The following is a 23814-nucleotide window of genomic DNA, read 5'->3' as shown; positions in this document are numbered from 1 at the left end:
AAAAGACAATTCAAATTATCATTGTAGGTTTAAATGAAAATATCATGTTTATTTCAACAACATTAAAGTCAAGTATAATAGTTGTAATTTTTCTACAAACTATTATATCTCAACACGACTCTTCCCCAGTTATTTTTCAAAAAAAGAATTTACCGTCTATTAATAAATCCTTTTATTGTGTAGAAAAAAATTCAATAGACACTACAATTTACAATAAATACAAAGATAGTGTTGCTAATAAGAAATATTGGGATAGTGTTTCATTAGCATTAAAAAAAGTTGCGGAAAGCTATGATTTCCGTAGTAAAAAAAATGTGAAAAATTATATTAAAATATTTTAACCTGATTTTTAAACAGATGAAAAAACATATTATTACAGCCTTTATTCTTCTAATAAGTATAGTCAGCTTTGCTCAAAATGGTGGTACTGACTATTCTGCATTTATTCAAAAAGCAGATATCTCTTATAATAACAAACAATATTTAGAAGCGGCAAACTATTATTCTAAAGCATTTAATGCCAATAGTAATATGGGGAAAGTAAAAGACAGGCTGAAATCAGCATCTTGTTGGGCTTTATTGAATAATAATGATAGCGCTTTTTATCAATTATATCGTATCGCAAAAAAAAGCCCTTATACTGATTATGAAGAACTTCAAGCGAACAAGTCATTTACCTCGTTACATAATGACAAGCGTTGGAATGATATTATTTCTATAATGCAGAATAGGAAACAGGAGATTGAAGATCAAATTAAAAATGCTCCTGCTCCGATTTCCAATTAGTTTTTTAATGATTTCTCAACATCAAAGGCTGGTATAAACAAACAGATTGTTTGTTTATACCAGCCTTTACATTTGTTAATCATTTTATAAACTGCTTACCACTTATAAAAAAAAAGACTGAAATAAAGTTTGGGGCATTACTTTTACACGAAATTTTTCGTAATACCATAACTTTTTTATGAGAAGACTTGTACTTAGTTTGTGTTTAACAGTAGGCATATTTGCTGCAAAAGCCCAGGTAAAGGGTACTGTAATTGACTCTGCCTCAAAAAAACCAATAGACAAAGCCGTTGTAGGCCTGGTTATTAAAACCAACCCCACTGATACCACTTATACTTTTACCAACGACAAGGGCGAGTTTAATTTTGATGTGGTACCCGCCTCAAATTTTTCTGTGATCATTACCAATAGTGGTTTTGCGCCGGTTGCAAAATTTGTTCCTGTAAAGCAACAGGAAAAAACCATCAGTATTGGTACTGTTGTTTTAGCCAGCCGTGCCAAATTGCTGGATGAAGTGATTGTAGAATCTGCCCCAATAATTGTAAAAGAAGATACCGTTGAATACCGTGCCGATGCTTTTAAAACCAAGGAAGGCGCAGTGGTGGAAGACCTGCTGAAAAAATTACCTGGTATAGATGTAGATAAAGATGGTAATGTAAAAGCACAAGGCAAAAGTGTTACCAGGGTAAAAGTAAATGGTAAAGATTTTTTTGGCGGCGATCTTAAAACTGCTACCAAAGAATTACCTGCCAATATTGTAGACAAAATACAGGTAATTGATGATTACGGCGACCAGGCAACGGTGAGTGGCATTAAAGATGGTGACCCTGATAAGGTGATCAACATACAGCTTAAAAAAGATAAGAATAAAGGATTTTTTGGCCGGGCTACTGTAGGTGCAGGTACGCAAGACCGGTACCTGGGTTCTTTCAACGGTAATTACTTTAATAACAACACACAGATATCTCTTGTAGGTAACAGTAATAATACCAATGCCTCTTTATTTAATTTTGGCGGTGGCGGCAACCGCGGCATGAGCAGTATGATAGCAATGGGTGGTGGCGGAGGAATAGATATGAGCCAGTTTGGCGGCGGTGGCAATTCAGGCATTACTGCTACTAATTCTACCGGCCTCAACTACAGGGACCAATGGGGTAAAAGAGTGAGTGTTTATGGCAGTTATAGTTACAGCCATAGAAATACCAGCCAGTTACAAAGTATCTCTTCGCAAAATAATTCTGCCAATGGTACATTCATTAATCAGCAGGATGCTAATTCCTTAACTACTGGCGGCAGTCACCGGGCAACTTTTAATGTAGAATACCAGATTGATTCCTTCAATTATTTAAAAGTTACGCCCAATTTTAGCTACAGCAACAGCGATGGTAACAGCAATACTGTTTTCAATAACACTAAAACCGGTAGCGGTAAAACAACTGATGGAAGCAATAAAAATTTAAGTGATTCAAAATCACCCAATCTTAGTGTAAATGTTTTGTACAACCACAAATTCAGGAAACGTGGCCGAAATTTTTCAGCCAGCGGAAGTTTGGGTAATTCAAGCAGCAACTCTACACAGGATGCAACTAACCTGAGTTATTATTACCAGGGGCCTTTTATCGGCCCCAAAAATATTTTTCAATACATCGATCAGCAAAATGATAACCATAATTATGGTGTACGTTTTACTTACTCCGAACCTATTAATAAATACCGCAGTTTAGATCTTTCTTATTCTCATAATTTAAACTATGCCCGAAACGACAAGAAAACCTACAATGTAGATTCGCTTACCCAGTTTAAAACAATGAACGGCCTTTTAAGTAATGATTATGAAAACGATTTTTATAATAACCGTATCGGCCTTTCGCTGAGAACTACTATGAAAAAATACAATTACACTTTAGGTGTAAGTGTGCAGCCGGTTGATCTGCAGGGAAAATCAATTACCAAAGACAGTGCTTATAAATCCATTACCAGGGTAAACATTTTTCCTATTGCACGTTTGGTATATAATTTCAGTCGTACAAAAGCTATTAATGCTACTTATAGTGGCAATGCTACTCAGCCTACGTTTACTCAATTGCAGCCGGTTGTAGATTCCACTAATATTCAAAATGTTGTTATTGGCAACCCCAACTTAAAACCATCGATTACTCAAAATATCAATTTAACCTACAACAGTTTTAACCTGATCACGGGCAAAGTATTATTTACTGCCCTTAATTTCAGCACTATTAAAAACCAGATCATCAATAACAGCATTATTAATAAAAGTACAGGTTACAGAACCAGCCTTCCCCAAAATGTAAATGGTTATTACAATCTTACAGGTTTCTATAATTTTTCAAAACCATTTAAAAACCGCAAATATGTTTTCAGCCTGAATGGTTCGGCTAACTTTAATCATAATATCAACCTTACTGATGATATTAAAACAATCGGGCAAAACTGGGTACTTAGCCAGGGCTTTGGTTTTGAATATAATTTAAAGGAATGGTTACAATTAGGAAGTGGCGTTAACTACAGCTTAAATGATGTGAAATATAAAAGCACTTCGGATAAACCTACCACTTTTGTAAACAGCAGCAGTAATGCCTGGACGCTGACCAACAACATTAATGTGAATGCCACCAAAAGACTGGTATTGAAATATGATCTTGATTATACGATGAACAATGGCCTTGCCAACAGCGTTAGCCAAAATCCTGTTTTAATGAATGCCTCATTAGAGCAACAATTATTTAAAAAGAAAAATGGTATTATAAAATTTGCGGCGTACGATCTTTTTAAACAGAATACCAATATCAGCCGCAGTATATATGGTAGTTCCATCACTGATACCCGTACTAATAAATTAACCCGTTACTTTTTATTAACTTTCACTTACCGCATTCAAAAATTTGTGGGCCAGGCGGCACAAGGTGGCAATATGCGTTCTATGGGAGGGCCTGCCATGAGAATGTTTTAAAGGCTATTGTAATAAATACACAAACGGGGAATATTGTATAAAGAAAATTATACAATATTCCCCGTTTGTCTTTTTCGGTCAGGCCTGTGTCTAAATTAGTTGATTGCTGTTGCAACCATTTCCTATAGCCTTCCATCTTGAGAGCATACATTACAAACTTATCTTTTATGAATGCGCTAAATCTTGGGACTAATCCATTGGTCTTCAATTATTACCAGGAGGATTATGAAAAATGGGTAACCGATTTTGGCAACCATATTAAAGCAATAACACTTGCCGACCGGATAGAATATCCCAAAAACTTTGCTGCAGGGTATGCAAAAGCCAAAAATGTTGAACCCGGTTTATCTTACCGGATTGTAAACTACACACTCCATACAGACCTTGAATGCATGCGTACTGCCGCCAACGAACTGCACCTGATGCTCTATTTTTACGAGATACAGTTTGATGAAAAAGTATACTGCAAAACGGGTAGTACAATCATAGAAAGTAATGACAAATATTACAGTATTGCCTTAATGACCAACAGTTTAACCCCTCAACATTTACGATTAAAAAAAGGCACCATTGTAAAAGGATTATCTGTTCAGCTATCTGAAGCCTGGTTAAAAGAAAACATAAAAGATCTTACACCAGAGAAATTGGAAATGATAAAACAAAAAGATTGCATTACCGATTTCATCAGTGCCAAACAACGCAAAGTTTTAAATGATATTTTTATTAGTTCAGAACAAAGTCTGCTGCCCGGCCTTTTTATTAAAAGCAGGGTATTGCGGTTAACAGAACAATTTCTTACCCGGCTTTGCCATAGAGGCTTAACTAATATGCCTGAATTTGCTAACCTGAAAGATTTTCAGGCCATAGTAAAAGTAGAACACCTGCTATTAAAAAATTTCTCTGCCGATTTTCCTTCTATTGAAGCGCTGGCCAAAACGGCCTATATGAGCAAAAGCAAACTGAAAAAGTTGTTTAAAAAAGCCTATGGTATGGCCATTTATCAATATTACCAAAAAAACCGGATGCATAAAGCAAAGGAATTGCTGGGCTCCCGCAAACATAATATTTCTCAGGTAGGTGCCATGCTGGGCTATCAGAACCTGAGTAATTTTTCTGTGGCATTTAAAAAAGAGTTCAGCTATCTGCCCAGCGAAATACAGGAAATATTATAGAAAAAATAGCTAATACGGCTACTATAAAGCCGCATTCAAAACAAGAACCATAAAGGTTTCTTTTAATTTTACCTCTAAAGCCAATTTAAAGTCCACTATCCTGAAAAACTGGTAAAACCCCCGATTACAGCAAATAATTCGATAATGTCCCATGAAACCACAATGAAAAGCCCGATTACCCGGGCTTTTTTCATTTCAATAAAGGGTGTTTGTTTTTGCCCGTTTTGCCCTACCTTTGCCACCCGAAAACCAAGCGTTAATTTTCTAATTATTTCAATATGTCAGGTGCATTAAAAGAGGTACGTAACAGAATTAAAAGTGTGCAGAGCACACAGCAGATTACCAAAGCCATGAAAATGGTGAGTGCGGCAAAATTGCGCCGTGCACAGGATGCCATTACACAAATGCGTCCTTATGCACACAAATTGCAGGAAATGCTGAGCAATATTGTAAGCAACAGCGATGGTGACGTAAAAGTGGCATTAGCTGCTGAAAGGCCGGTAGAAAAAGTTTTAATTATGTTGGTTACCAGCGACAGGGGTTTGTGCGGTGGTTACAACAGTAACCTGATTAAATTAGCCAAACAGGTTATTAAAGATAAATACCCTCAGCAACAGGCAAAAGGAAATGTACAGGTATTGCCTATTGGTAAAAAAGGATATGAACACTTTACTAAGAATGGTTTTAAAGTAGTAGATAAATACTGGGATATTTTTACCGGCTTAAGCTTTGATAAAGTACAGGCTGCTGCAAAATATGCTATGGATGCTTTTGCTAACAAAGAAGTAGATGCAGTGGAATTAATTTTCAGCGAATTTAAAAATGCTGCTACGCAACGTTTTATTGCAGAACCATTTTTACCGGTATCAAAAGTTGAAAAAGCAGCAGGACAAAAAAATGCAGATTTCATTTTTGAACCTAACAAAGAAGTATTGATTGCCGAGCTGATGCCTAAGATTTTAAATACGCAATTATACAAAGCTATACTTGACGGGAATGCCAGTGAGCATGGTGCAAGGATGACGGCGATGGATAAAGCCAGTGAAAATGCCAACGAATTATTAAAATCATTAAAGATCAGTTATAACAGGGCAAGGCAGGCTGCTATTACTACAGAGCTTACAGAAATTGTAAGTGGCGCAGCAGCATTGAACGGATAAAAAACGATTTGTGATTTTAGATTTTAGATTGCCGATTTAACAGCGCAATTTAAATCATAAATCATAAATCTAAAATCTACAATCAAAATGGAGCTTTCTCAGATTATACCTCATATAGAAGCATTGGTTTTTGCAAGTGATAAACCATTGACCAGGCTGGAACTGGTGGACCTGTTGAATAATGCTTTAGGCTTTATTGAAGACCGGGCTACCAGCGAACAGATTGATGCAGCACTTGATGGCATAAGAGAAAAATACAGTGCGGAGTTTTATGCTTTTGAATTAAGAGAAATTGGTGGTGGTTTACAATTCTTAACCAAGAAGGAATATTATAAAACAGTTGCTTTATTAAACGGCGATAAATTTTTAAAACGTCTTTCTACAGCAGCTTTGGAAACATTGGCTATCATTGCTTATAAGCAACCCATCACCAAAAGCGAAATGGAAGCTATCCGTGGGGTGAACTGCGATTATGCTGTACAAAAATTATTAGAGAAAGATTTAGTGGTAATATCAGGAAGAAAAGAAGATGCAGTGGGCCAGCCATTGATCTACTCTACTTCAAAATCTTTTATGGATTATTTTGGTATCAACAGTGCAGATGACCTGCCCAAGATAAGTGAAGTGATGATGGAAGAATTGGTGAATGCTACCAATGTAATTGAAGCTAAGAATGAACAACTGGAATACGAATCTGATGTTGCTCATGGTACCCCAATGGAAAGAGAGGCGGTTGTTGAAGAAGAAATTGTAGTTGCCGAAACAGAAGAAGAAACTGTTTTAGCCGTTACTGAAGAGGGAGAAATTATTGAAGAAAAGCCAGATGCTGATAAAGAAGAAAACGAAGGCTAAAAATATTGTAACAATTTAAAAAAAGGCATGAAATGATTCATGCCTTTTTTTATCGGTGTAAATCCATCTGATCCTGTCATCCGTGTTCCATTCCTTCGTAAATTCGCAAAATGTCACAACAATTATCCAACGAACAATTAATTGCCGCTGCACAGGAGTTTGGTACGCCTTTGTATGTTTATAATGCGGATAATATTACCGCACAATACCAGCGCCTTACCACCGCATTTGCACAAACTGATACTAAGTTTTTTTATGCCTGCAAGGCACTCACCAATATCAATATTTTAAAACACATTAAAAGCATTGGCTGTAATGTAGACTGCAGTTCTATCAACGAAGTAAAACTGGCTTTGCTGGCTGGTTTTGAACCGGGCAATGTTTTATACACCAGCAATGGTATTCATTTCAGTGAGATAGAAGAAGCACAAAGTTTAGGCGTGAATATTAATATCGACAGCCTGAGCAACCTGGAAAAATTCGGGCAAAAATTTGGGCATAGTTACCCTGTTGGTATTCGCTTACGCCCCAACATTATGGCGGGTGGTAACATAAAAATTTCTACCGGGCATGATAAAAGTAAATTCGGTATCCCTATCGACCAGTTAGATAAAATCATGGCATTGGTAGCGCAAGATGATTTGTTCATTCAGAATCTCCACATCCATACGGGCAGCGACATTAAAGATGTAGATGTGTTTGTAAAAGGTATTGAAGTGTTGTTCGACATCATTCCTCAATTCAAAGAATTATCATCAATTGATCTGGGGGGTGGTTTTAAAGTGCCCTATAAAAAAGGCGACGCAGAAACCGATATGCCTTTGCTGGCACAAAAAGTAAATGAAGCATTTGCCAATCACCCCAACCCCAATGGTAAACATTTGCAGGTTTGGTTTGAACCGGGTAAATTTTTAGTGAGTGCATCGGGTTACCTGGTTGCCGAAGTAAATGTGATGAAAGAAAATACCAATACCACTTTTGTTGGATTGAATACCGGCTTCAACCACCTGATACGCCCTATGTTTTATGATGCGTATCACCAGATAGAAAATATCAGCAACCCAACCGGCGAAGAAAAGCATTATGCCGTAACGGGTAATATCTGCGAAACCGACACTTTTGCCTGGGATAGAAAAATTGCTGCAATAAGAGAAGGTGATTTGCTGGTATTTAAAAACGCCGGTGCTTATGGTTTCGAAATGTCCTCTAATTTCAACAGCCGCTACAAACCGGCTGAGGTTTTAATAAAAGATGGCAAGGCAACACTGATAAGAAAAAGAGATACATTTGAGGATATACTGGGTAACCAGGTGCTTTAGCATCTCTGCGAAAAATTAAGTAAATTTGATGTAAACAAAATCATTATGCAAGCAGTACAAATAAAAGAAGCCCTGCATGAGTATATTGATACCGCAGACGAAAAAAAACTTGAAGCCATCTACCTGGTGCTAAAAGACAGCATAAATACAAACTACGAATATAATACCGAAGAGCTTGCGGAAATATATACCCGCCGGAACGAATATAAAAGTGGCAATGCACAAACGCTTACTACTGAAGAATTCATGAATTTCGTTCGTCAAAATAAATTGTAAATGGCTTATCGTTTAGTAACATTACAAGCTGCAGCAGAAGATGCAGCCGGGGCCTATGAACATTATGAAAAAATACAAGCAGGATTAGGTGATCGTTTTTTAGCAGAAGTACTGGATAGGTATAACGAAATAAGGAATCACCCTCAATATTATGGTTTTATTGATGGCCAACATATAATCCGTGATGTTATGCTAAAAAGCTTTCCATATCAAATTGTGTATGAGGTAGAAGAAGATACGGTGATTATTTATTCTGTTCATTGCAGTTACCGACACCCTGATAAACGATTTAGAAAGCCATGAAACTGAATCACAAGACCCCATATTTAAGAATGTTTAAAATAAGCTTCGCCCTGGCCCTCCTTTTTTTATCTGCAACCACTGCATTCAGCCAAACAGCAGATTGCTTTAAATTTAAAGAAGGCAAATTCAGAATTGCAGATACAAGAGTGGGTGTGGTAACCATTGCAGAACGCAGAGGTGGTTACCAGACTGAATCCAGTGAATCGCTGAAAGCTGTGGTACGTTTCAGCATTACCTGGCAGGATAACTGCTCTTATACTCTAAAACTGGACAAAGTGATCCGCAACGAAAATAAAATTGACTTTCCTTCCAACCTCGAAATTCATGTAAAGATCATTGCTACATCCGGAAGATCTTATACGCAACAAACTTCTTCTTCTATTACCAACGGCACTTATAATGTGGAAGTGGTTAAACTAGATTAATCAATTTTCTTAGCCCCCATTACAATAACTTTTACTTGTCGTTCAGATTTTTCCAATACCAATCCCAGTTTTTCAACTGCTGCAATTGTGTTCTGCGCTGTTCTTAATTCATTTACTGTTTTTATATCATAACGTGCTGTTAAACCTGTTTCATCAATTACCGGCATCTGCAATTCATTAGTTAAATAATTCTTTGCAAAATCTGTCACCAGTACTGCGGTTCCTTCATAACCATTACCGCTAAACCCGTAAGAAGATCTTGCAGCAGTTGAAACAGGCATGTTTAAAGCAACGCCTTCTTTCTGTTTTAAAATATACACTGGCATGTTGCGATATTCTGTTCTAATTGCAAAAGGTAAAGCAGTTATTAATTTTTGTTGCAGCAGTGGCAGCAGGCTATCTTTATCCCCGGGCTTCACTACTATGTCAACGCAATACAAACTCTTCTTATCATCAAAATTGCAAAGTTGCTTTTTATCAATTTCATAGATCATTTGTTTTGGCGAATGAATATCAAAAGCATCCCGGCATATTTCTGAAATACAAAGATTAAAAAAACTTATGCGCCTGTATGCATAAGGGCCTTCATTCGGTGTTTTACTCATCGTTTGCACACCGTACATATATCCTCTTATGGTAAAACTGTGATCGGTTAAAGAATCTATTCCAAACGGGTCTTCTGCTGTATTGATGGCAGGCTCTTTAATATTTGCACTCGATAAAACCTTCTCCCCTTTCAATATTTTATTTATCATTTTTTGATCTACAGAATCAGTGTTCACCAACGCAATTATTTTTTTATCAGCACCAATAATAGCACTATGCCCAACCGAAGCAAAACCAAATAACTGGTACAAAAAATAACTGGTATCTGTTGCCAGCCATAGCATTGATGGTTTTGTGATAAGGTATTTTCGCAATCTTTCCGGCAGATCGTTAGAAATACCGATCACCTGTATATTTTTTGCATTCGCTTGCTGCAGTTTTGCCAAATTATCCATCTCCGGAATGCAGGGGCTGCACCAGGTGCCCCAAAAATTCAGGATTATCACTTTCTCATTTTGGGTATCGTTCACCTCCAATTGTTTTACTGGTGCATTGATGATATTTTTTATAATAAGGTCAGGTAATCTGTCACCGGCTTTTAACAGGTCAACTTGTGAAAAACTGTACGAACTGATAAAGAGTAGCACAACTGTAAGGGCTTTTTTCATATTTTATATTTATCATTCAAAACTCTGCCTATTCTTTTGTATAAAATGTTATCCGCTGTGTTAAGGAATGTTATTTTATGTTATCGTACTTATTACCAGTATTATATTTTCTACTTTTGATAATATGCAAAGACATGCCAGGCTTTTAATACTATTTTGCACGTTGGCCATTGCCGGTTTGCTTACATTACAGTTTTACTGGATAAAAAATTATTACGCTGTACATAAAGCAGGTTTTGAAAAAGAAGTGAACCTTGCATTTGAGGATGCTGTAAGAAAAGAATTCAGCCTTCGCTGCGATACTATTACACAATTGATAGTAGATAAATTAATGGACACTACCGAATTTGAAATAACCAGCGAGCGTAAAAAGGATAGCGTTACTTACCAGTACACCGTCAGTAATAAACATAATGCAAAAGACAAGTGGTCATTTTCTCTACATGGCATAAACGCCCCAATTGTTGATAATGACATCATACTTAAAAAAAATATAGCCATCAGATTTACAGAATCGCTCCGCACACACGACCTGGAAAGCCATATGGTATGGTATCGTACACAAAACCTCGGTAGTTTTATGGATGAGAAAGTGAAGCAGTACAATTTTGATACAACAAGATTAAGGCCGGTGCTCACTCATTATCTTTTACAAAGAGATATTACTGTACCCTTTCAATTTTATTTAAAGCAGGATGACAGCACAATGAACCAAAACAATTTTCCTAAAGCATTGCTTGCAAAATTTCCCGTCATCACAAAATCGTATCCCACTTATAAGTTAGTTGACGATAGCCATTATGTAAGGGCAATGTTTGTTAACCCTTCGGCTTATATCATCGGTAAAATGAAGTTTATTTTTATCAGTTCTATTTTACTTATTCTTTGTGTACTGGCAAGTATGTTTTTACTGTTTAAAATGTGGTTCAGGGAAAAAAGGCTGTCTGCCATTAAAAATGATTTCATCAATAATATCACACACGAATTTAAAACACCCATTGCCACCGTATCGGCTGCCGTGGAAGCATTAGCTGATTTTGATGTACTGGAAGACAAAGAAAAAACAAACCGCTATCTCATACATTCAAAAAATGAGTTGCAACGCTTGTCCGGCCTTGTAGATCAATTGTTGAATATCTCCATTTATGAAAACAGTACAGTGGAGTTAAAGCCTGTACAGATCAATATAGAAGAAGCCGTGCAAATGATCATTCAATCGCACCTGGTTGCTGCTGTAAAACCAATTCATTTTTCTTTCAGCAATAACACTGGCGTAGATCTTATTAAGGGAGATAAGGTACAGTTTCATCATGCCGTGAATAATGTGATAGATAATGCCATAAAATACTCCGGCAATCCCGTAACAATAACTATTGATTGTATTGTAAAAGATAACTTCCTTGTGCTTTCCATTGCCGATAACGGCACAGGTATTGCTCAAAAAGAAATACCCTTTGTGTTTGATAAGTTTTACCGTGTAAAAACGGAGCATACACGTTTGGTAAAAGGTTACGGACTGGGATTGAATTATGTAAAAAGCATTGTAGACCTGCATGGCGGGTGGTATTTATTAAAAAGTAAGCCCGGGCAGGGTTCTGTAGTTTCATTAGCATGGCCGATATGAAAAATACAATTGTATTACTGGTGGAAGATGAGCCTGCACTGGCAGAGATTGTGAGCGAAAGCCTGCAGCATAAAGGTTTTACTGTAGTACATGCCGCAGATGCTGCCACTGCATTTAAACAATATTATGCTGTAAAGCCACACATTATTGTACTGGATGTAATGCTGCCCGATGGTGATGGTTTTGATATGGCTGTTAAGATACGATCCACCGATATAGAAACCCCGATCTTATTTCTAACCTCCCGTTCCCGCCCCGAAGATGTAGTAAATGGTTTTGAAAAAGGCGGAAACGATTACCTGAAAAAACCATTCAGCATAGCCGAACTTATAGTGCGTATCCAGGCACTGCTTACCAGTAACCGTTTGCTCATTAAAAAAGAGACCACTCTACAGCAAAGCATTGAAATAGGCAAATACAGTTTTTATTACCCTGCAGGAATATTAAGCCAGGCGGGCATTAACCGTAACCTTACTTCACGTGAAGCAGAAATTTTACAAATACTGGTGCTTAACAGGAACCAGATGCTTGACAGGAAAACCCTGCTGATGAAACTTTGGGGCAACGATGATTATTTTTCCGGCCGAAGCCTGGATGTATTCATTTCCAAACTAAGAAAATATTTAAGCGCCGATCCATCAGTGGTTATCATTAATGTAAGAGGTAAAGGTTATAAGCTGGTATCTTCTTAAGCAACCGTTAGCTAGTTTTATACAACCTTTAACTAAAAATATTTCTCCCCACTATTGCAGAATCCAAAAATTCTTATCACATTTACGTCATCAAAACAAAAACAGTAAAACCGTCCTGGTTTTGCTGAACAAAAAAATTACAACTTTAAATTTATGGATCACGACCGTGTTCCCCGTCCTGAAAAGTTCAGTGCAACTTTTAGGGCAATGCTGTACCTGACAGTAATCCTTTCTTTGTTTTCATCCTGCAACAAAAAAGACAAATGGATTGATGTAGATCCTGCATTCAGCAAGTACATTGACGCCTACACTACAGGCACCGTTTCCAAAACATCTGCTGTACGCATTCAGCTGGCAACAGATGCCAACACCACACATGCGGTGGGAGAAGCCGTAAAAGATGATCTCTTTGATTTTTCGCCATCCGTAAAAGGAAAAGCATTTTGGTTAGATGCCAGAACAATTGAATTTAAACCGGAGGCCTGGTTAAAAGCTAACCAGTTGTATACTGTAAAATTCAAACTGGGTAACGTAACCAAAGTACCGGAGAAGTATGAAGACTTTAAATTCAGCATGCAAACGGTTAAACCATCTTTTAAAGTAAGCGATGAAGGTTTGCGAAGCAGCGGCGTAAAAAATAAAATGACATTGAGCGGGGACCTTGAAACAGCCGATGTAGAAAAAGGCGCTGAAGTTGAAAAATTACTGGTGGCTACTCAGGCAGGCAAAACTTTAAAAATAAACTGGCAGCATAACGATGCTACTAAAACGCATAGCTATACTATTGATAATATTGAAAGAGTTTCATCTGTAAGTAATGTTGACTTACACTGGGATGGCAGCCCGATGAATATGGAAGTAAAAGGCAATAGTGCAGTAGCGGTTCCGGCAATTGGTGATTTTAAAGTTTTAGATGTAACAGCCATTAACGATGCACAACAATATGCATCCGTTCAATTCAGTGATCCAATTGCTGTTGGCCAGGAATTGACAGGCCTTATTAATATCAGCGGGCAATCAGATATTTCTTACACCATTAATGGCAGTGAAGTAAAAGTTTTTGGCAACGGAAAATTAGATGGTAACTATACTGTAAATATTAATTCGGGCATAAAAAATACCTGGGGCGATGTGCTGGATAAAGGATTTACCGCTAACATCAATTTCCAGAACAGGATGCCTTCTGTAAAAATTCATGGCAAAGGAAATATTTTACCTAACAGCGGCAGGTTAGTGTTGCCCTTTGAATCGATCAATTTAAATGCGGTGGATATCAGCATCATTAAAATTTACGAAAATAATGTACCACAGTTTTTACAGGAAAATGATCTGAGTGGCAACAGCGAATTAAGAAGAGTGGCAAAACCTATCGTTCAAAAAACTTTGCGTTTGGATGATGACAAAACTTTAGACCTGCATAAAAAACAACATTTCTCTTTAGATATTGATAAGTTTTTAAAAACAGAGCAAGGAGCAATCTATCGTGTTACCATCGGTTTCAGGCCGGAGTATTCCATGTATCAATCACAATCAGCAGATACAACAAAAGGTAAAAGCGAAGACAGTGAAGAAGAAGGTTATGATGAAGGTTATGGTGAATACAATAGAAATGGCGTAGATGATGATGACGAATTCTGGGACCGTTACGACCAATATTATCCTTACGGGTATAATTGGGAAAGAAGAGATGATCCTTCCAGTAAATCCTATTATAACAAAGACCGTTGGGCAACAAGAAATATCTTGGCCAGCAATATTGGCCTTACTGCAAAACGTGGCAATGATAACAGTATAAAAATTGCTGTAACCAATATTCTTACTACCGAACCTATGGGTGATGTAGAATTAGAAATTATGGATTACCAGCAAACTATTATCAGCAAAGCCAAAAGCGGCAGTGATGGTTTTGCAGACATTGATCTAAAACGCAAACCTTATTTATTAATTGCCAAAAAAGGCACTGAAAGAGGCTACTTAAAATTAGATGATGGTAATTCATTAGCCTTAAGCCGTTTTGATGTAAGTGGCGAAGAAGTAAAAAATGGCATTAAAGGTTTCATCTTTGGCGAACGTGGTGTATGGCGCCCCGGCGATACCATGTACATTAATTTTATTGTAGAAGATAAGGAAGGTAAATTACCAAAAGACCACCCGGTTGAATTCAGCCTCTTCACTCCTACCGGGCAATTGTATAAACATGTAGTGCAGAACAATGCGGACGATGGTTTTTATCTTTTTAAAACCAATACCGACGCTGCCTCACCAACAGGTAACTGGCTGGCAAAAGTAAAAGTAGGTGGTGCCACATTTGAAAAAAGAGTAAAGGTAGAAACGGTAATGCCTAACCGCCTTAAAATAAATGTTGATTTTGGAAAAGATGCTGTGCTGGGCCATGGCAATACTACAGCAGGTACAATCAATGCCAAATGGTTATTTGGTGCAGTGGGTAAAAATTTAAAAGCAAAGATCGATGCATCATTATATGCTAAAACAACTTGCTTCGCCAAATTTGCAGGATTTGATTTTGATAACCCCACAGCAAATTATTCTACCCAACAAAAAACAATTTATGATGGCACATTAGATGCCGAAGGCAATGCTACATTAAAACCAGATTTTCAGATTGATGAAACTGCACCGGGTATGTTAACGGCAAACCTGGTAGTAAAAGTTTTTGAGCCGGGTGGTACTTTCAGTATTGATAATATGAGTATTCCCTATAGTCCATACTCCAGTTATGTAGGTTTAAAATTACCTGATGGTGAAAAACCTTTTGATTATTTACTGGCAGGAAAAAATCATACTTCACAAATTGTAAATGTAGACAGTAAAGGAAATTTAATTGGCGGTAACAATGATGTGGAAGTGGAATTCTACCGCATTCAATGGCGCTGGTGGTGGGATAATAATGGCGATAACCTCAGCAACTTTACACAAAATGAATACAATAAGTTGCTGAAAAAAGAAACGGTGCATTTAAGCAACGGCCGTGGGCAATGGACATTTGGTACATCAGAAAATGAATGGGGCCGATATTTAATTTTAGTAAAAGATTTAAAGAGCGGCCACACTTCCGGTTCTACTTTATACATTGATGAACCTGGCTGGCAAAGCCGTGGTGGCGATGGTGACCAGACTGCTGCATCAATGCTTTCCTTTAAAGCCAGCAAAGAAAAATACAATGTAGGTGATGAGGTGTCATTAAACATTCCAAGTAGTAAAGGCGGAAGGGTTTTAGTAAGCATTGAAAACGGAAGTAAAGTATTACAATCCTTCTTCCAGGAAACTATACAGGGACAAACCGTGGTGAAATTTAAAGCAGATAAAACCATGGCACCGAATGTTTATGCCACAGTAAGTTTATTGCAGCCTCATTCGCAAACGATTAATGATCTTCCTATAAGAATGTACGGTTCCATTCCCATTTTTGTAGAAGATAAGAATACGATACTAAAACCGGTACTCAATATCCCTAACAGTATTCGTCCCGAACAAAATGTATCGTTTACGGTGAGTGAGGAAAAGGGAAAAGAAATGACCTATTGTGTTGCAATAGTTGATGAAGGTTTATTAGATCTTACAAGATTTAAAACACCCGATCCGCATGAAGCTTTTTATGCAAGAGAAGCATTGGGTGTAAAAAGTTTCGACATGTTTGATTATGTAATTGGCGCATGGGGCGGCGACCTAGAGAGAATATTAACCATTGGTGGTGATGCGGATGCAACAGGTGGCAAACAAAAAACTGCTAACCGTTTTAAACCGGTGGTAAAATATCTTGGGCCATTTCATTTAAGCAGCGGGCAAACACAAAAACAATCTTTTACATTACCCTCCTATATTGGTTCTGTAAGAGCAATGGTAGTAGCTGCACATGAAGGCAGTTATGGTTTTGCAGAAAAAGCGGTGGCTGTAAAAAAACCGTTGATGTTATTGGCAACTATGCCCAGAGTACTTGGCCCAGGTGAGACAATAAAATTACCCGTTACTGTTTTTGCAATGGAGAATAATATTAAAAATGTAAATCTCTCCTTGCAATCCAACCCATTTTTAGAAGTAGTAGGTGGCAGCACACAAAACATAAGCTTTACACAACCCGGTGAGCAAATGGCGTATTTTGATGTAAGAGTAAAACCCAATACAGGTATTGGTAAAGTAAAATTATTAGCTTCATCTGGTGGAGAAAAAGCGGATTATGAAGTAGAGCTGGATATCAGGAATCCTAATCCACCTGTAACCAGTATCAGTGAAATTACTTTAGCGCCGGGACAGCAATGGAAAACCACTGCTGCGCCAATTGGTGTGGCAGCAACAAGTTCAGCTACCATTGAAATTTCCAGCGTGCCATCTATGAATTTGCAAAAGCGTTTGGATTATTTAATTGAATATCCGCATGGTTGTATTGAACAAACCACATCATCGGTTTTTCCGCAGTTGGTATTAAATCAATTAACTGACCTGGATGATTACAAAAAATCGCAGGTAGATAAAAATGTAAAAGCAGGCATTGGAAAACTGCAAAATTTTCAACGGCCCGATGGTGGCTTTAGTTACTGGCCGGGTGGTAGTGAAAGTGATGAATGGGGCAGTAATTATGCCGGCCACTTTTTAGTGGAAGCACAAGCGAATGGCTATTTTGTTAGTGACTATATGTTGCAGCAATGGAAAAATTACCAGCGTGGCAAAGCCAACAGTTGGGTACCCAGCACCAGTAATTTTTATGGCGGCGATCTTACACAATCTTATCGCTTGTATACATTAGCACTGGCAAAAGCGCCTGAACTTGGAGCGATGAATCGTTTAAAAGAATTTAAATATCTTTCTCCAGAAGCAAAATGGCGTTTGGCTGCTGCTTATAAATTAGCTGGGCAGGATAATACAGCCTTTGATCTTATCAGTGGTTTGCCAACAACATTTGGTGTAAGAACAAGTCCGGGCATTACCTATGGTTCTGATGTAAGGGACCAGGCGATGGTTTTGGAAACGTTGACTTTGTTAGGCAAGGATAAGAAAACAAAAGCAGAAGAACTGATGCGTATGATAGCTGCTAATCTTGCGCAGGATTATTGGTACAGCACGCAAACAACAGCATATAGTTTAATTGCTATTGCAAAATTCTGTGGTAAAAACCCAAGTGGCGCAAAGATCATTTCTTCTGCAAACATTGATGGTAAACAAACCGACATCAATTCGGCTACTTATATCCGTCAGTTACCTGTTGTTTTTAAAAGTACTAATGCAAGCAATGTGGTGATCACCAATAAAGGCAGCAACAATTTGTATGTTCGTTTGGTAACCAAAGGCCAGCCATTGGCAGGCGATAGTTTAAAGGTGAACAACAATCCTGCGGTATTAAATATGAGTGTGAGCTATGTATCACAAGATGGAAAAGCGATCGACATTAACAAACTAACACAAGGCAGCGACTTTGTTGCTAAAGTAGTATTGAAAAATCCCGGAGGCCGTGGCTATTATTCGCAAATGGCATTATCACAGATATTTCCCAGTGGCTGGGAGATTTTAAATGCCAGAATGTTAGGCGGTGAAGGTGCATTCAAATCATCTTTCTCTACGTACCAGGATATTCGTGATGACAGGGTATACACTTATTTCAATATTAACCCCAATGAAACATTGACCTATTACGTGCAATTAAATGCTTCATATCTTGGAAGATATTTTCTTCCCGGTACATTCTGCGAAGCGATGTATGATAATACGATCAGTGCAGGTGTAAATGGTAAATGGGTAGAAGTGGTAAACCAATAATTTTTGCGCAACCCTGCCGGCGATTTTCACCCCCGGCAGCGGTTGTATTTTTTTTTGAACAAGCTTGGGTAATTCTATCTAACATCGTTGTGCTACTCACTTGTACATTATACCTTTATTGAACTTTAATTTTGTTTTGCATAAATCATGGTAGTGAAATTTTGGCTTTCAGCATCTAAATAGAAAACTGAAATTATTTTATGAGATATGTGATTATTGTTCTAATTAGTTTTATATTTTCTTCTTGTACGAATAAAAGCAAGCAAGAGAACCCATTTGTACTTGCACAACAATTTTGCGATTGCATGGAAAAGCATCAAACCAAAAACGGAAAATTCTTTATGTCAAGTTATTGCGATTCTGCAATTTTTTTTGAGAATAGCCGCTTTTTTAATATTAGGTTTTCTGAAGAACGTGACAAATACACAAAAGAAACATTAGACAGTGCTGAAATATTTTTCCGTACAATCTATCAGATTCTTGACACTACATGCTATAATAATAATTACATTAAAAATCGAAAATTGAAAAATTAATAATGTATTTTTCAAGACTTCTCTCCAAAATAAAATCTCTCCGCACAGCAACCAAAATAAAATTGTTGATTGTGTTGGGATTATTAATTTGGTTTTATTTCTCCCTACCAAAAAAATTATTCAATGCCCCTACCAGTTATGTAATTGAAGACGCAGCCGGCAACTTACTCAATGCTACTATCGCAGCCGATGGCCAATGGCGTTTTCCTTACAATAAAAATGTGCCGCAAAAATTTATTGACTGCATCACTACATTTGAAGACAAACGTTTTTTCAAACATCCAGGTGTTGATCCCGTTTCTATTGGCAGAGCGGTGGTAAAAAATATAAAAAACAAAGGCGTGGTGCAGGGCGGCAGTACATTAACCATGCAGGTAATACGGCTTTCTAAACAAGATGATAAACGAAGTATCTGGAATAAATTAAAAGAAAGTATCCTGGCTGTACGTTTAGAAATGTCTTATTCAAAAAAAGAAATTTTAGCATTGTATGCCAGCAATGCTCCATTCGGCAGCAATGTAGTTGGATTAGATGCTGCTGCATGGCGTTACTATGGCAGAAGTGCTGATAAATTAAGCTGGGGCGAAATGGCAACATTAGCTGTGTTACCGAATGCTCCTGCATTAGTGCATCCCGGCAAAAACAGGGATGTATTGTTAAAAAAAAGAAATGCACTTTTAGATAAATTATTAGATGCCGGTAAAATTGATAGCAGCAGTTGCACATTAGCCAAGCTGGAATCTTTACCTGGTAATCCTTTGCCATTGCCGCAATATTCTCCTCATCTCCTGCAACGTTTTATTAAAGACAATAAAAATTTAAGCAACAGCACAAAAATTAAAACAACATTAGATGGTGCCCTGCAAAAAAATGTAGCTGCTATTGTGCAACAACACCAGGCTGTTTCAAAAGGCAATGGCATCAACAACGCCTGCGCTTTGGTATTAGATGTGGAAACAGGAAACACTTTAGCGTATGTAGGCAATATTTACGATCCGTTGAATAAAGAAATGGAAAGCGATGTGGATGTTATTGCAGCACCACGATCTCCGGGCAGTGCATTAAAACCTATTTTGTATGCGGCCATGTTAAGTGATGGTTTGATCCTGCCTAATTCTATCATCCCTGATATTCCAACCCAAATAGGCAGCTATGCACCGCAAAATTTTGACCTGGGGTATGATGGAGCCGTGCCCGCTAACAGGGCATTGGCAAGAAGTTTAAATATTCCTGCAGTAAAATTATTGCAGCAATATAAGTACCAGCGTTTTTACGAAACACTGCAACAATGTGGCATCACTACATTGAACAGGAATGCAGATACCTATGGTTTAAGTTTAATCCTTGGTGGTTGCGAAGTAACCGCATGGGATATTGCAGGTGTGTATGCAAGCATGGCCCGTACTCTCAATCATCAAACAAAAAATCATGGCAAGCTTGATCCTAATGATTTTCATCCACCGTATTATATTGCAAGGCAAACAACTGACAACAAACAACTATCAGCTAATAACTTGCCTTTAGACGCAACTTCCATCTACTTCACCTTCCAGGCTATGCAGGAAGTAATGCGGCCGGGAGAAGAAGGGTTATGGCAGCAATTCACTTCTTCACAAAAAATTGCATGGAAAACAGGCACCAGTTTTGGTTTCAGAGACGGCTGGGCAATTGGTGTTACCCCAAAAAATGTAGTGGCCGTTTGGGTTGGCAATACCGATGGAGAAGGAAGGCCGGGACTAATTGGCGTACAAACTGCAGCGCCAATCTTATTTGATATTTTTCGGCTATTGCCCAACGTTAACTGGTTCGAAAAACCGAAATACAATTATTCATTTGTACCGGTATGCAGGCAAAGTGGCTACCGTGCCAATATTGATTGCCCCGATGTAGATACATTATTTATGCCGCCCAATGGAACAAAAGTACCGCAATGCGTATATCACAAAATAATTCACTTAGATGCCAAGGCTAATTTTCGTGTAACAGAGCAATGTGAAAGCCCTTCTGCCATGCAACATAAAAGCTGGTTCATCCTTACCCCTGCAATGGAATATTATTATAAACAAAAAAATGCCGACTATAAAGTATTGCCGCCATTTAAAGCCGGTTGCGAATTTGCAGAAACGGGCAAAGTAATGGAGATCATCTACCCCCAACCCGATGCAAAAATTTATGTACCGCTGGAAGTAAGTGGTCAGAGAGGTAATACTGTTTTTACTGCTGCACACCGACGCAGCAGCGCAAAAATTTTCTGGAGCCTCGATGATAATTTTATCGGTACTACGCAAAATTTTCACCAGATGGCTTTAAACCCCTCACCTGGTATTCATATCATTACATTAGTAGATGAAAATGGCTTGAGTGTAAGCCGCCAGTTTGAAATACTGGAAAAAGAAAAGCAATAAGCTTTCCTGCAACCAAATCATTCCTGCAGCTATCTATTTGTACAAACTGATAAACACAAAGGCAGATTATAAAAATTCTGCTTATTTTTAATGACTTAAATTTTACTACTATGCCAATAAGAATGGTTGATGACCAGGAAAACCAGGATGACTATAATGAACAAAATGACAACTCCGGTGGCCGTGGTGGATCAAATAGCGGCGGAGGTGCCGGCGGACTACTTAATTTTTTACCCCTGATACTCGGCTTATTCAGAGGTGGTGGCGGAGGTGGTAAGAAAATAATTTTTCTTTTGGTTATTGCCGGCGCTGCATTTTTTTTAATGCGCAATCAATCCTGCGCTGGTTTGGTAAGCAATGCTGTTTCACAATTTGCCACAGGTGGTAAATTAGACCCGAATGAGTTTAAGAAGGCCAGCGTGTATGAAGGCCTTACAGATGATAATGGAAAGAACCCGTTACCAGAAGCTGTTTCATTAGCACGCTATGCCCCCGATCGTTTAAACCAAGGGCACCAGGGCAGTTGCGTTGCCTGGAGCAGCGCTTATGCAGCACGTACTATTCTGCAAAGTACCAGCACTCATGAAAATGCTAATACAATTGCCTACAGCCCTTCATTTTTATATAACAATATCGGCCTTGATGGATGTGAGGGTTCTTACATCATTAAAGCCATGGAATTTATGCAGCAGAAAGGTGCAGTACCCTTACAACAATTTCCTTATACCGACCAGAGTTGCAGCGATCAGGGCCATTCCTTATTAAACGTTGCTGCCAATAACAAAATTCATGGTTTTAACCGCTTAACAGATGATGACGGTGTAAGTGTGTTAAACTTCCGTGCTATTAAAGAGCATTTAGCTAAAGATGCCCCGGTGGTAATTGGTATGATGGTAGGTGGGAGTTTTATGCAGGATATGATGGGCCAGAAAGTATGGCACCCAACACAAGATGATTATACCATGCAGGGTTTTGGTGGCCATGCGATGTGTGTGATTGGCTATGATGACCGCATTGAAGGTGGCGCTTTTCAAATCATGAACAGCTGGGGGCCAGAATGGGGAGACAAAGGACTTGGGTATATACGCTATGGCGATTTCAGAAAATTTGTAAGAGAAGCTTATGGTATTGATCCCTTACCCAAAACAGGCGCCGCATTAAATGTAGATTTTGAGTGCAATATTGGTTTGGTAAATGGATCTACTAAACAATACATCGCTTTACGTGCAGGTTCCGGCAATGTTTTTACCACTGTTACCCCAATAAAAAAAGGCACCAAATTCAGGATAGAACTTAAGAATGCTTTAGAATGTTACGCTTATATTTTTGGTATGGAAACTGATAACAGCAGTTATGTTTTGTTTCCTTACAAACCTATTCACTCGCCGTATTTTGGTGTAACAGGTTATCGTTTATTTCCCCGTAAAGAAGCTTTAATGGCAGATAGTATCGGTAATAAAGATTTTATGGCTATTGTGGTAAGTAAACAACCTTTGGATTATGCTGCATTAAATGCCGCCATTAATAAAAGTACGCAGTCTACTTATGCCGGTAAATTAAATGAAGCCATCAGCAGCATGGCTATCAGTAATGTAAAATTCAGTAACAGCAGTACGGGCAATATTTATTTTAAAGCTGATGCATCGGAACAAAAAAATGTGGTGGGATGTGTGGTGGAGATTGATAAGAATTAAAAGCCCCGACTCGATTTATATTTTTATTTTATGATTGTCCTGACAGTGTCAGGACAATCATAAAATATTTTGACGTCAAATTTATTAACCCTTTTCACTTATGAAATTATTATTCAGCCTTCTTCTTGGTATTACAGTATCCATTCAATCAAAAGCACAGGACACAAAACTCTACAACCCCGCCGCCGATGCAGAAAAAGATATTGCAGCTGCCATAAAAAAAGCCAAAGCCGAAAATAAATATGTGTTATTGCAAGGCGGCGGTAACTGGTGCAGCTGGTGCATTGAATTTGCCAGGTTTTGTAAAGCCGATAAAAAAATTGATTCTGTTATCAATGCTTCCTATGTATGGTATCATTTTAACTGGAGCAAAGAAAATGAAAACAAAAAACTGTTTGCCAAATATGGCTATCCGCAACGTTTCGGTTTTCCGGTATTTATTATTTTAGATGGTGATGGTAAACGCATTCACACACAAAACAGCGAGTACCTTGAAGATGGTAAAAAGAGTTACGATAAAAATAAAGTACAGGCTTTTTTAGAAATGTGGAGCCCGAATGCGTTGAACCCTAAGATGTATGGCGATTAAATCGATTTTGGATTTTAGATTTACGAT

The 23814-nt window shown here is 37.9% G+C and carries 16 protein-coding genes; 15 read left to right on the top strand and 1 reads right to left on the bottom strand.

Annotated features, from left to right (window positions below; genetic code table 11):
* Positions 1-357: 357 nt before the first annotated feature.
* The 9 genes from ACQ334_RS02450 to ACQ334_RS02410 all read left to right on the top strand — a co-directional run bounded on the left by ACQ334_RS02450 (position 358) and on the right by ACQ334_RS02410 (position 9264).
* Complete coding sequence (locus tag ACQ334_RS02450) at positions 358-786, top strand: tetratricopeptide repeat protein (protein WP_430986571.1); 429 nt, start codon at positions 358-360, stop codon at positions 784-786.
* A gap of 178 nt (positions 787-964) precedes the next feature.
* Positions 965-3757, top strand: a complete 2793-nt coding sequence (locus tag ACQ334_RS02445) for an outer membrane beta-barrel protein (RefSeq protein ID WP_430986570.1) — start codon at positions 965-967, stop codon at positions 3755-3757.
* A gap of 167 nt (positions 3758-3924) precedes the next feature.
* Positions 3925-4929, top strand: a complete 1005-nt coding sequence (locus ACQ334_RS02440) for a helix-turn-helix domain-containing protein (RefSeq protein ID WP_430986569.1) — start codon at positions 3925-3927, stop codon at positions 4927-4929.
* A gap of 278 nt (positions 4930-5207) precedes the next feature.
* The gene (gene atpG, locus ACQ334_RS02435; RefSeq protein WP_430986568.1) at positions 5208-6089 is read left to right on the top strand and encodes an ATP synthase F1 subunit gamma; all 882 of its coding nucleotides are present in this window, start codon (positions 5208-5210) and stop codon (positions 6087-6089) included.
* Positions 6090-6176: 87 nt separating this feature from the next.
* Complete coding sequence (gene scpB / locus ACQ334_RS02430) at positions 6177-6941, top strand: SMC-Scp complex subunit ScpB (protein WP_430986567.1); 765 nt, start codon at positions 6177-6179, stop codon at positions 6939-6941.
* Between the two features lie 110 nt (positions 6942-7051).
* The gene (gene lysA / locus ACQ334_RS02425; RefSeq protein WP_430986566.1) at positions 7052-8260 is read left to right on the top strand and encodes a diaminopimelate decarboxylase; all 1209 of its coding nucleotides are present in this window, start codon (positions 7052-7054) and stop codon (positions 8258-8260) included.
* Positions 8261-8305: 45 nt separating this feature from the next.
* Positions 8306-8536: a hypothetical protein gene (locus tag ACQ334_RS02420; RefSeq protein ID WP_430986565.1), complete on the top strand. Its 231-nt coding sequence runs from the start codon at positions 8306-8308 to the stop codon at positions 8534-8536.
* Positions 8537-8839, top strand: a complete 303-nt coding sequence (locus ACQ334_RS02415; RefSeq protein ID WP_430986564.1) for a hypothetical protein — start codon at positions 8537-8539, stop codon at positions 8837-8839. It abuts the gene before it with no gap.
* Positions 8836-9264 (top strand): hypothetical protein, encoded by a 429-nt coding sequence (locus tag ACQ334_RS02410; protein ID WP_430986563.1) that lies wholly within the window; start codon positions 8836-8838, stop codon positions 9262-9264. Before ACQ334_RS02415 ends, ACQ334_RS02410 begins: the two co-directional genes overlap by 4 nt.
* Here the strand turns inward: ACQ334_RS02410 and ACQ334_RS02405 are convergent.
* Complete coding sequence (locus ACQ334_RS02405; RefSeq protein WP_430986562.1) at positions 9261-10478, bottom strand: redoxin domain-containing protein; 1218 nt, start codon at positions 10476-10478, stop codon at positions 9261-9263. The two genes, ACQ334_RS02410 and ACQ334_RS02405, sit on opposite strands and share 4 nt — an antisense overlap.
* A gap of 124 nt (positions 10479-10602) precedes the next feature.
* Between ACQ334_RS02405 and ACQ334_RS02400 the strand changes: the two genes are divergently transcribed.
* The 6 genes from ACQ334_RS02400 (at position 10603) to ACQ334_RS02375 (ending at position 23787) form a co-directional block, all read left to right on the top strand.
* Positions 10603-12102 carry a sensor histidine kinase gene (locus ACQ334_RS02400; protein ID WP_430986561.1) on the top strand — a complete coding sequence of 500 codons (1500 nt, stop codon included), beginning with the start codon at positions 10603-10605 and terminating at the stop codon, positions 12100-12102.
* Positions 12099-12794: a response regulator transcription factor gene (locus ACQ334_RS02395; protein WP_430986560.1), complete on the top strand. Its 696-nt coding sequence runs from the start codon at positions 12099-12101 to the stop codon at positions 12792-12794. The genes ACQ334_RS02400 and ACQ334_RS02395 overlap by 4 nt, the downstream gene beginning before the upstream one ends.
* A 153-nt stretch (positions 12795-12947) precedes the next feature.
* On the top strand, positions 12948-18563 hold the full coding sequence (locus tag ACQ334_RS02390) for an alpha-2-macroglobulin family protein (RefSeq protein WP_430986559.1): 5616 nt from the start codon (positions 12948-12950) through the stop codon (positions 18561-18563).
* A 610-nt stretch (positions 18564-19173) separates the two neighbouring features.
* Positions 19174-21504, top strand: a complete 2331-nt coding sequence (gene pbpC, locus ACQ334_RS02385; protein WP_430986558.1) for a penicillin-binding protein 1C — start codon at positions 19174-19176, stop codon at positions 21502-21504.
* A gap of 110 nt (positions 21505-21614) precedes the next feature.
* A complete protein-coding gene (locus ACQ334_RS02380; protein WP_430986557.1) occupies positions 21615-23198 on the top strand; it encodes a C1 family peptidase in 1584 nt (527 codons plus the stop codon).
* A 100-nt stretch (positions 23199-23298) separates the two neighbouring features.
* Positions 23299-23787: a thioredoxin family protein gene (locus ACQ334_RS02375; RefSeq protein WP_430986556.1), complete on the top strand. Its 489-nt coding sequence runs from the start codon at positions 23299-23301 to the stop codon at positions 23785-23787.
* Positions 23788-23814 lie beyond the last annotated feature (27 nt).

Origin of the sequence: Ferruginibacter sp. SUN106, assembly GCF_050611765.1 — a bacterium.
Classification (GTDB): domain Bacteria; phylum Bacteroidota; class Bacteroidia; order Chitinophagales; family Chitinophagaceae; genus Ferruginibacter.
The sequence above is the reverse complement of the archived record's forward strand: the minus strand, read 5'-3'. Positions and strand labels throughout refer to the sequence as shown.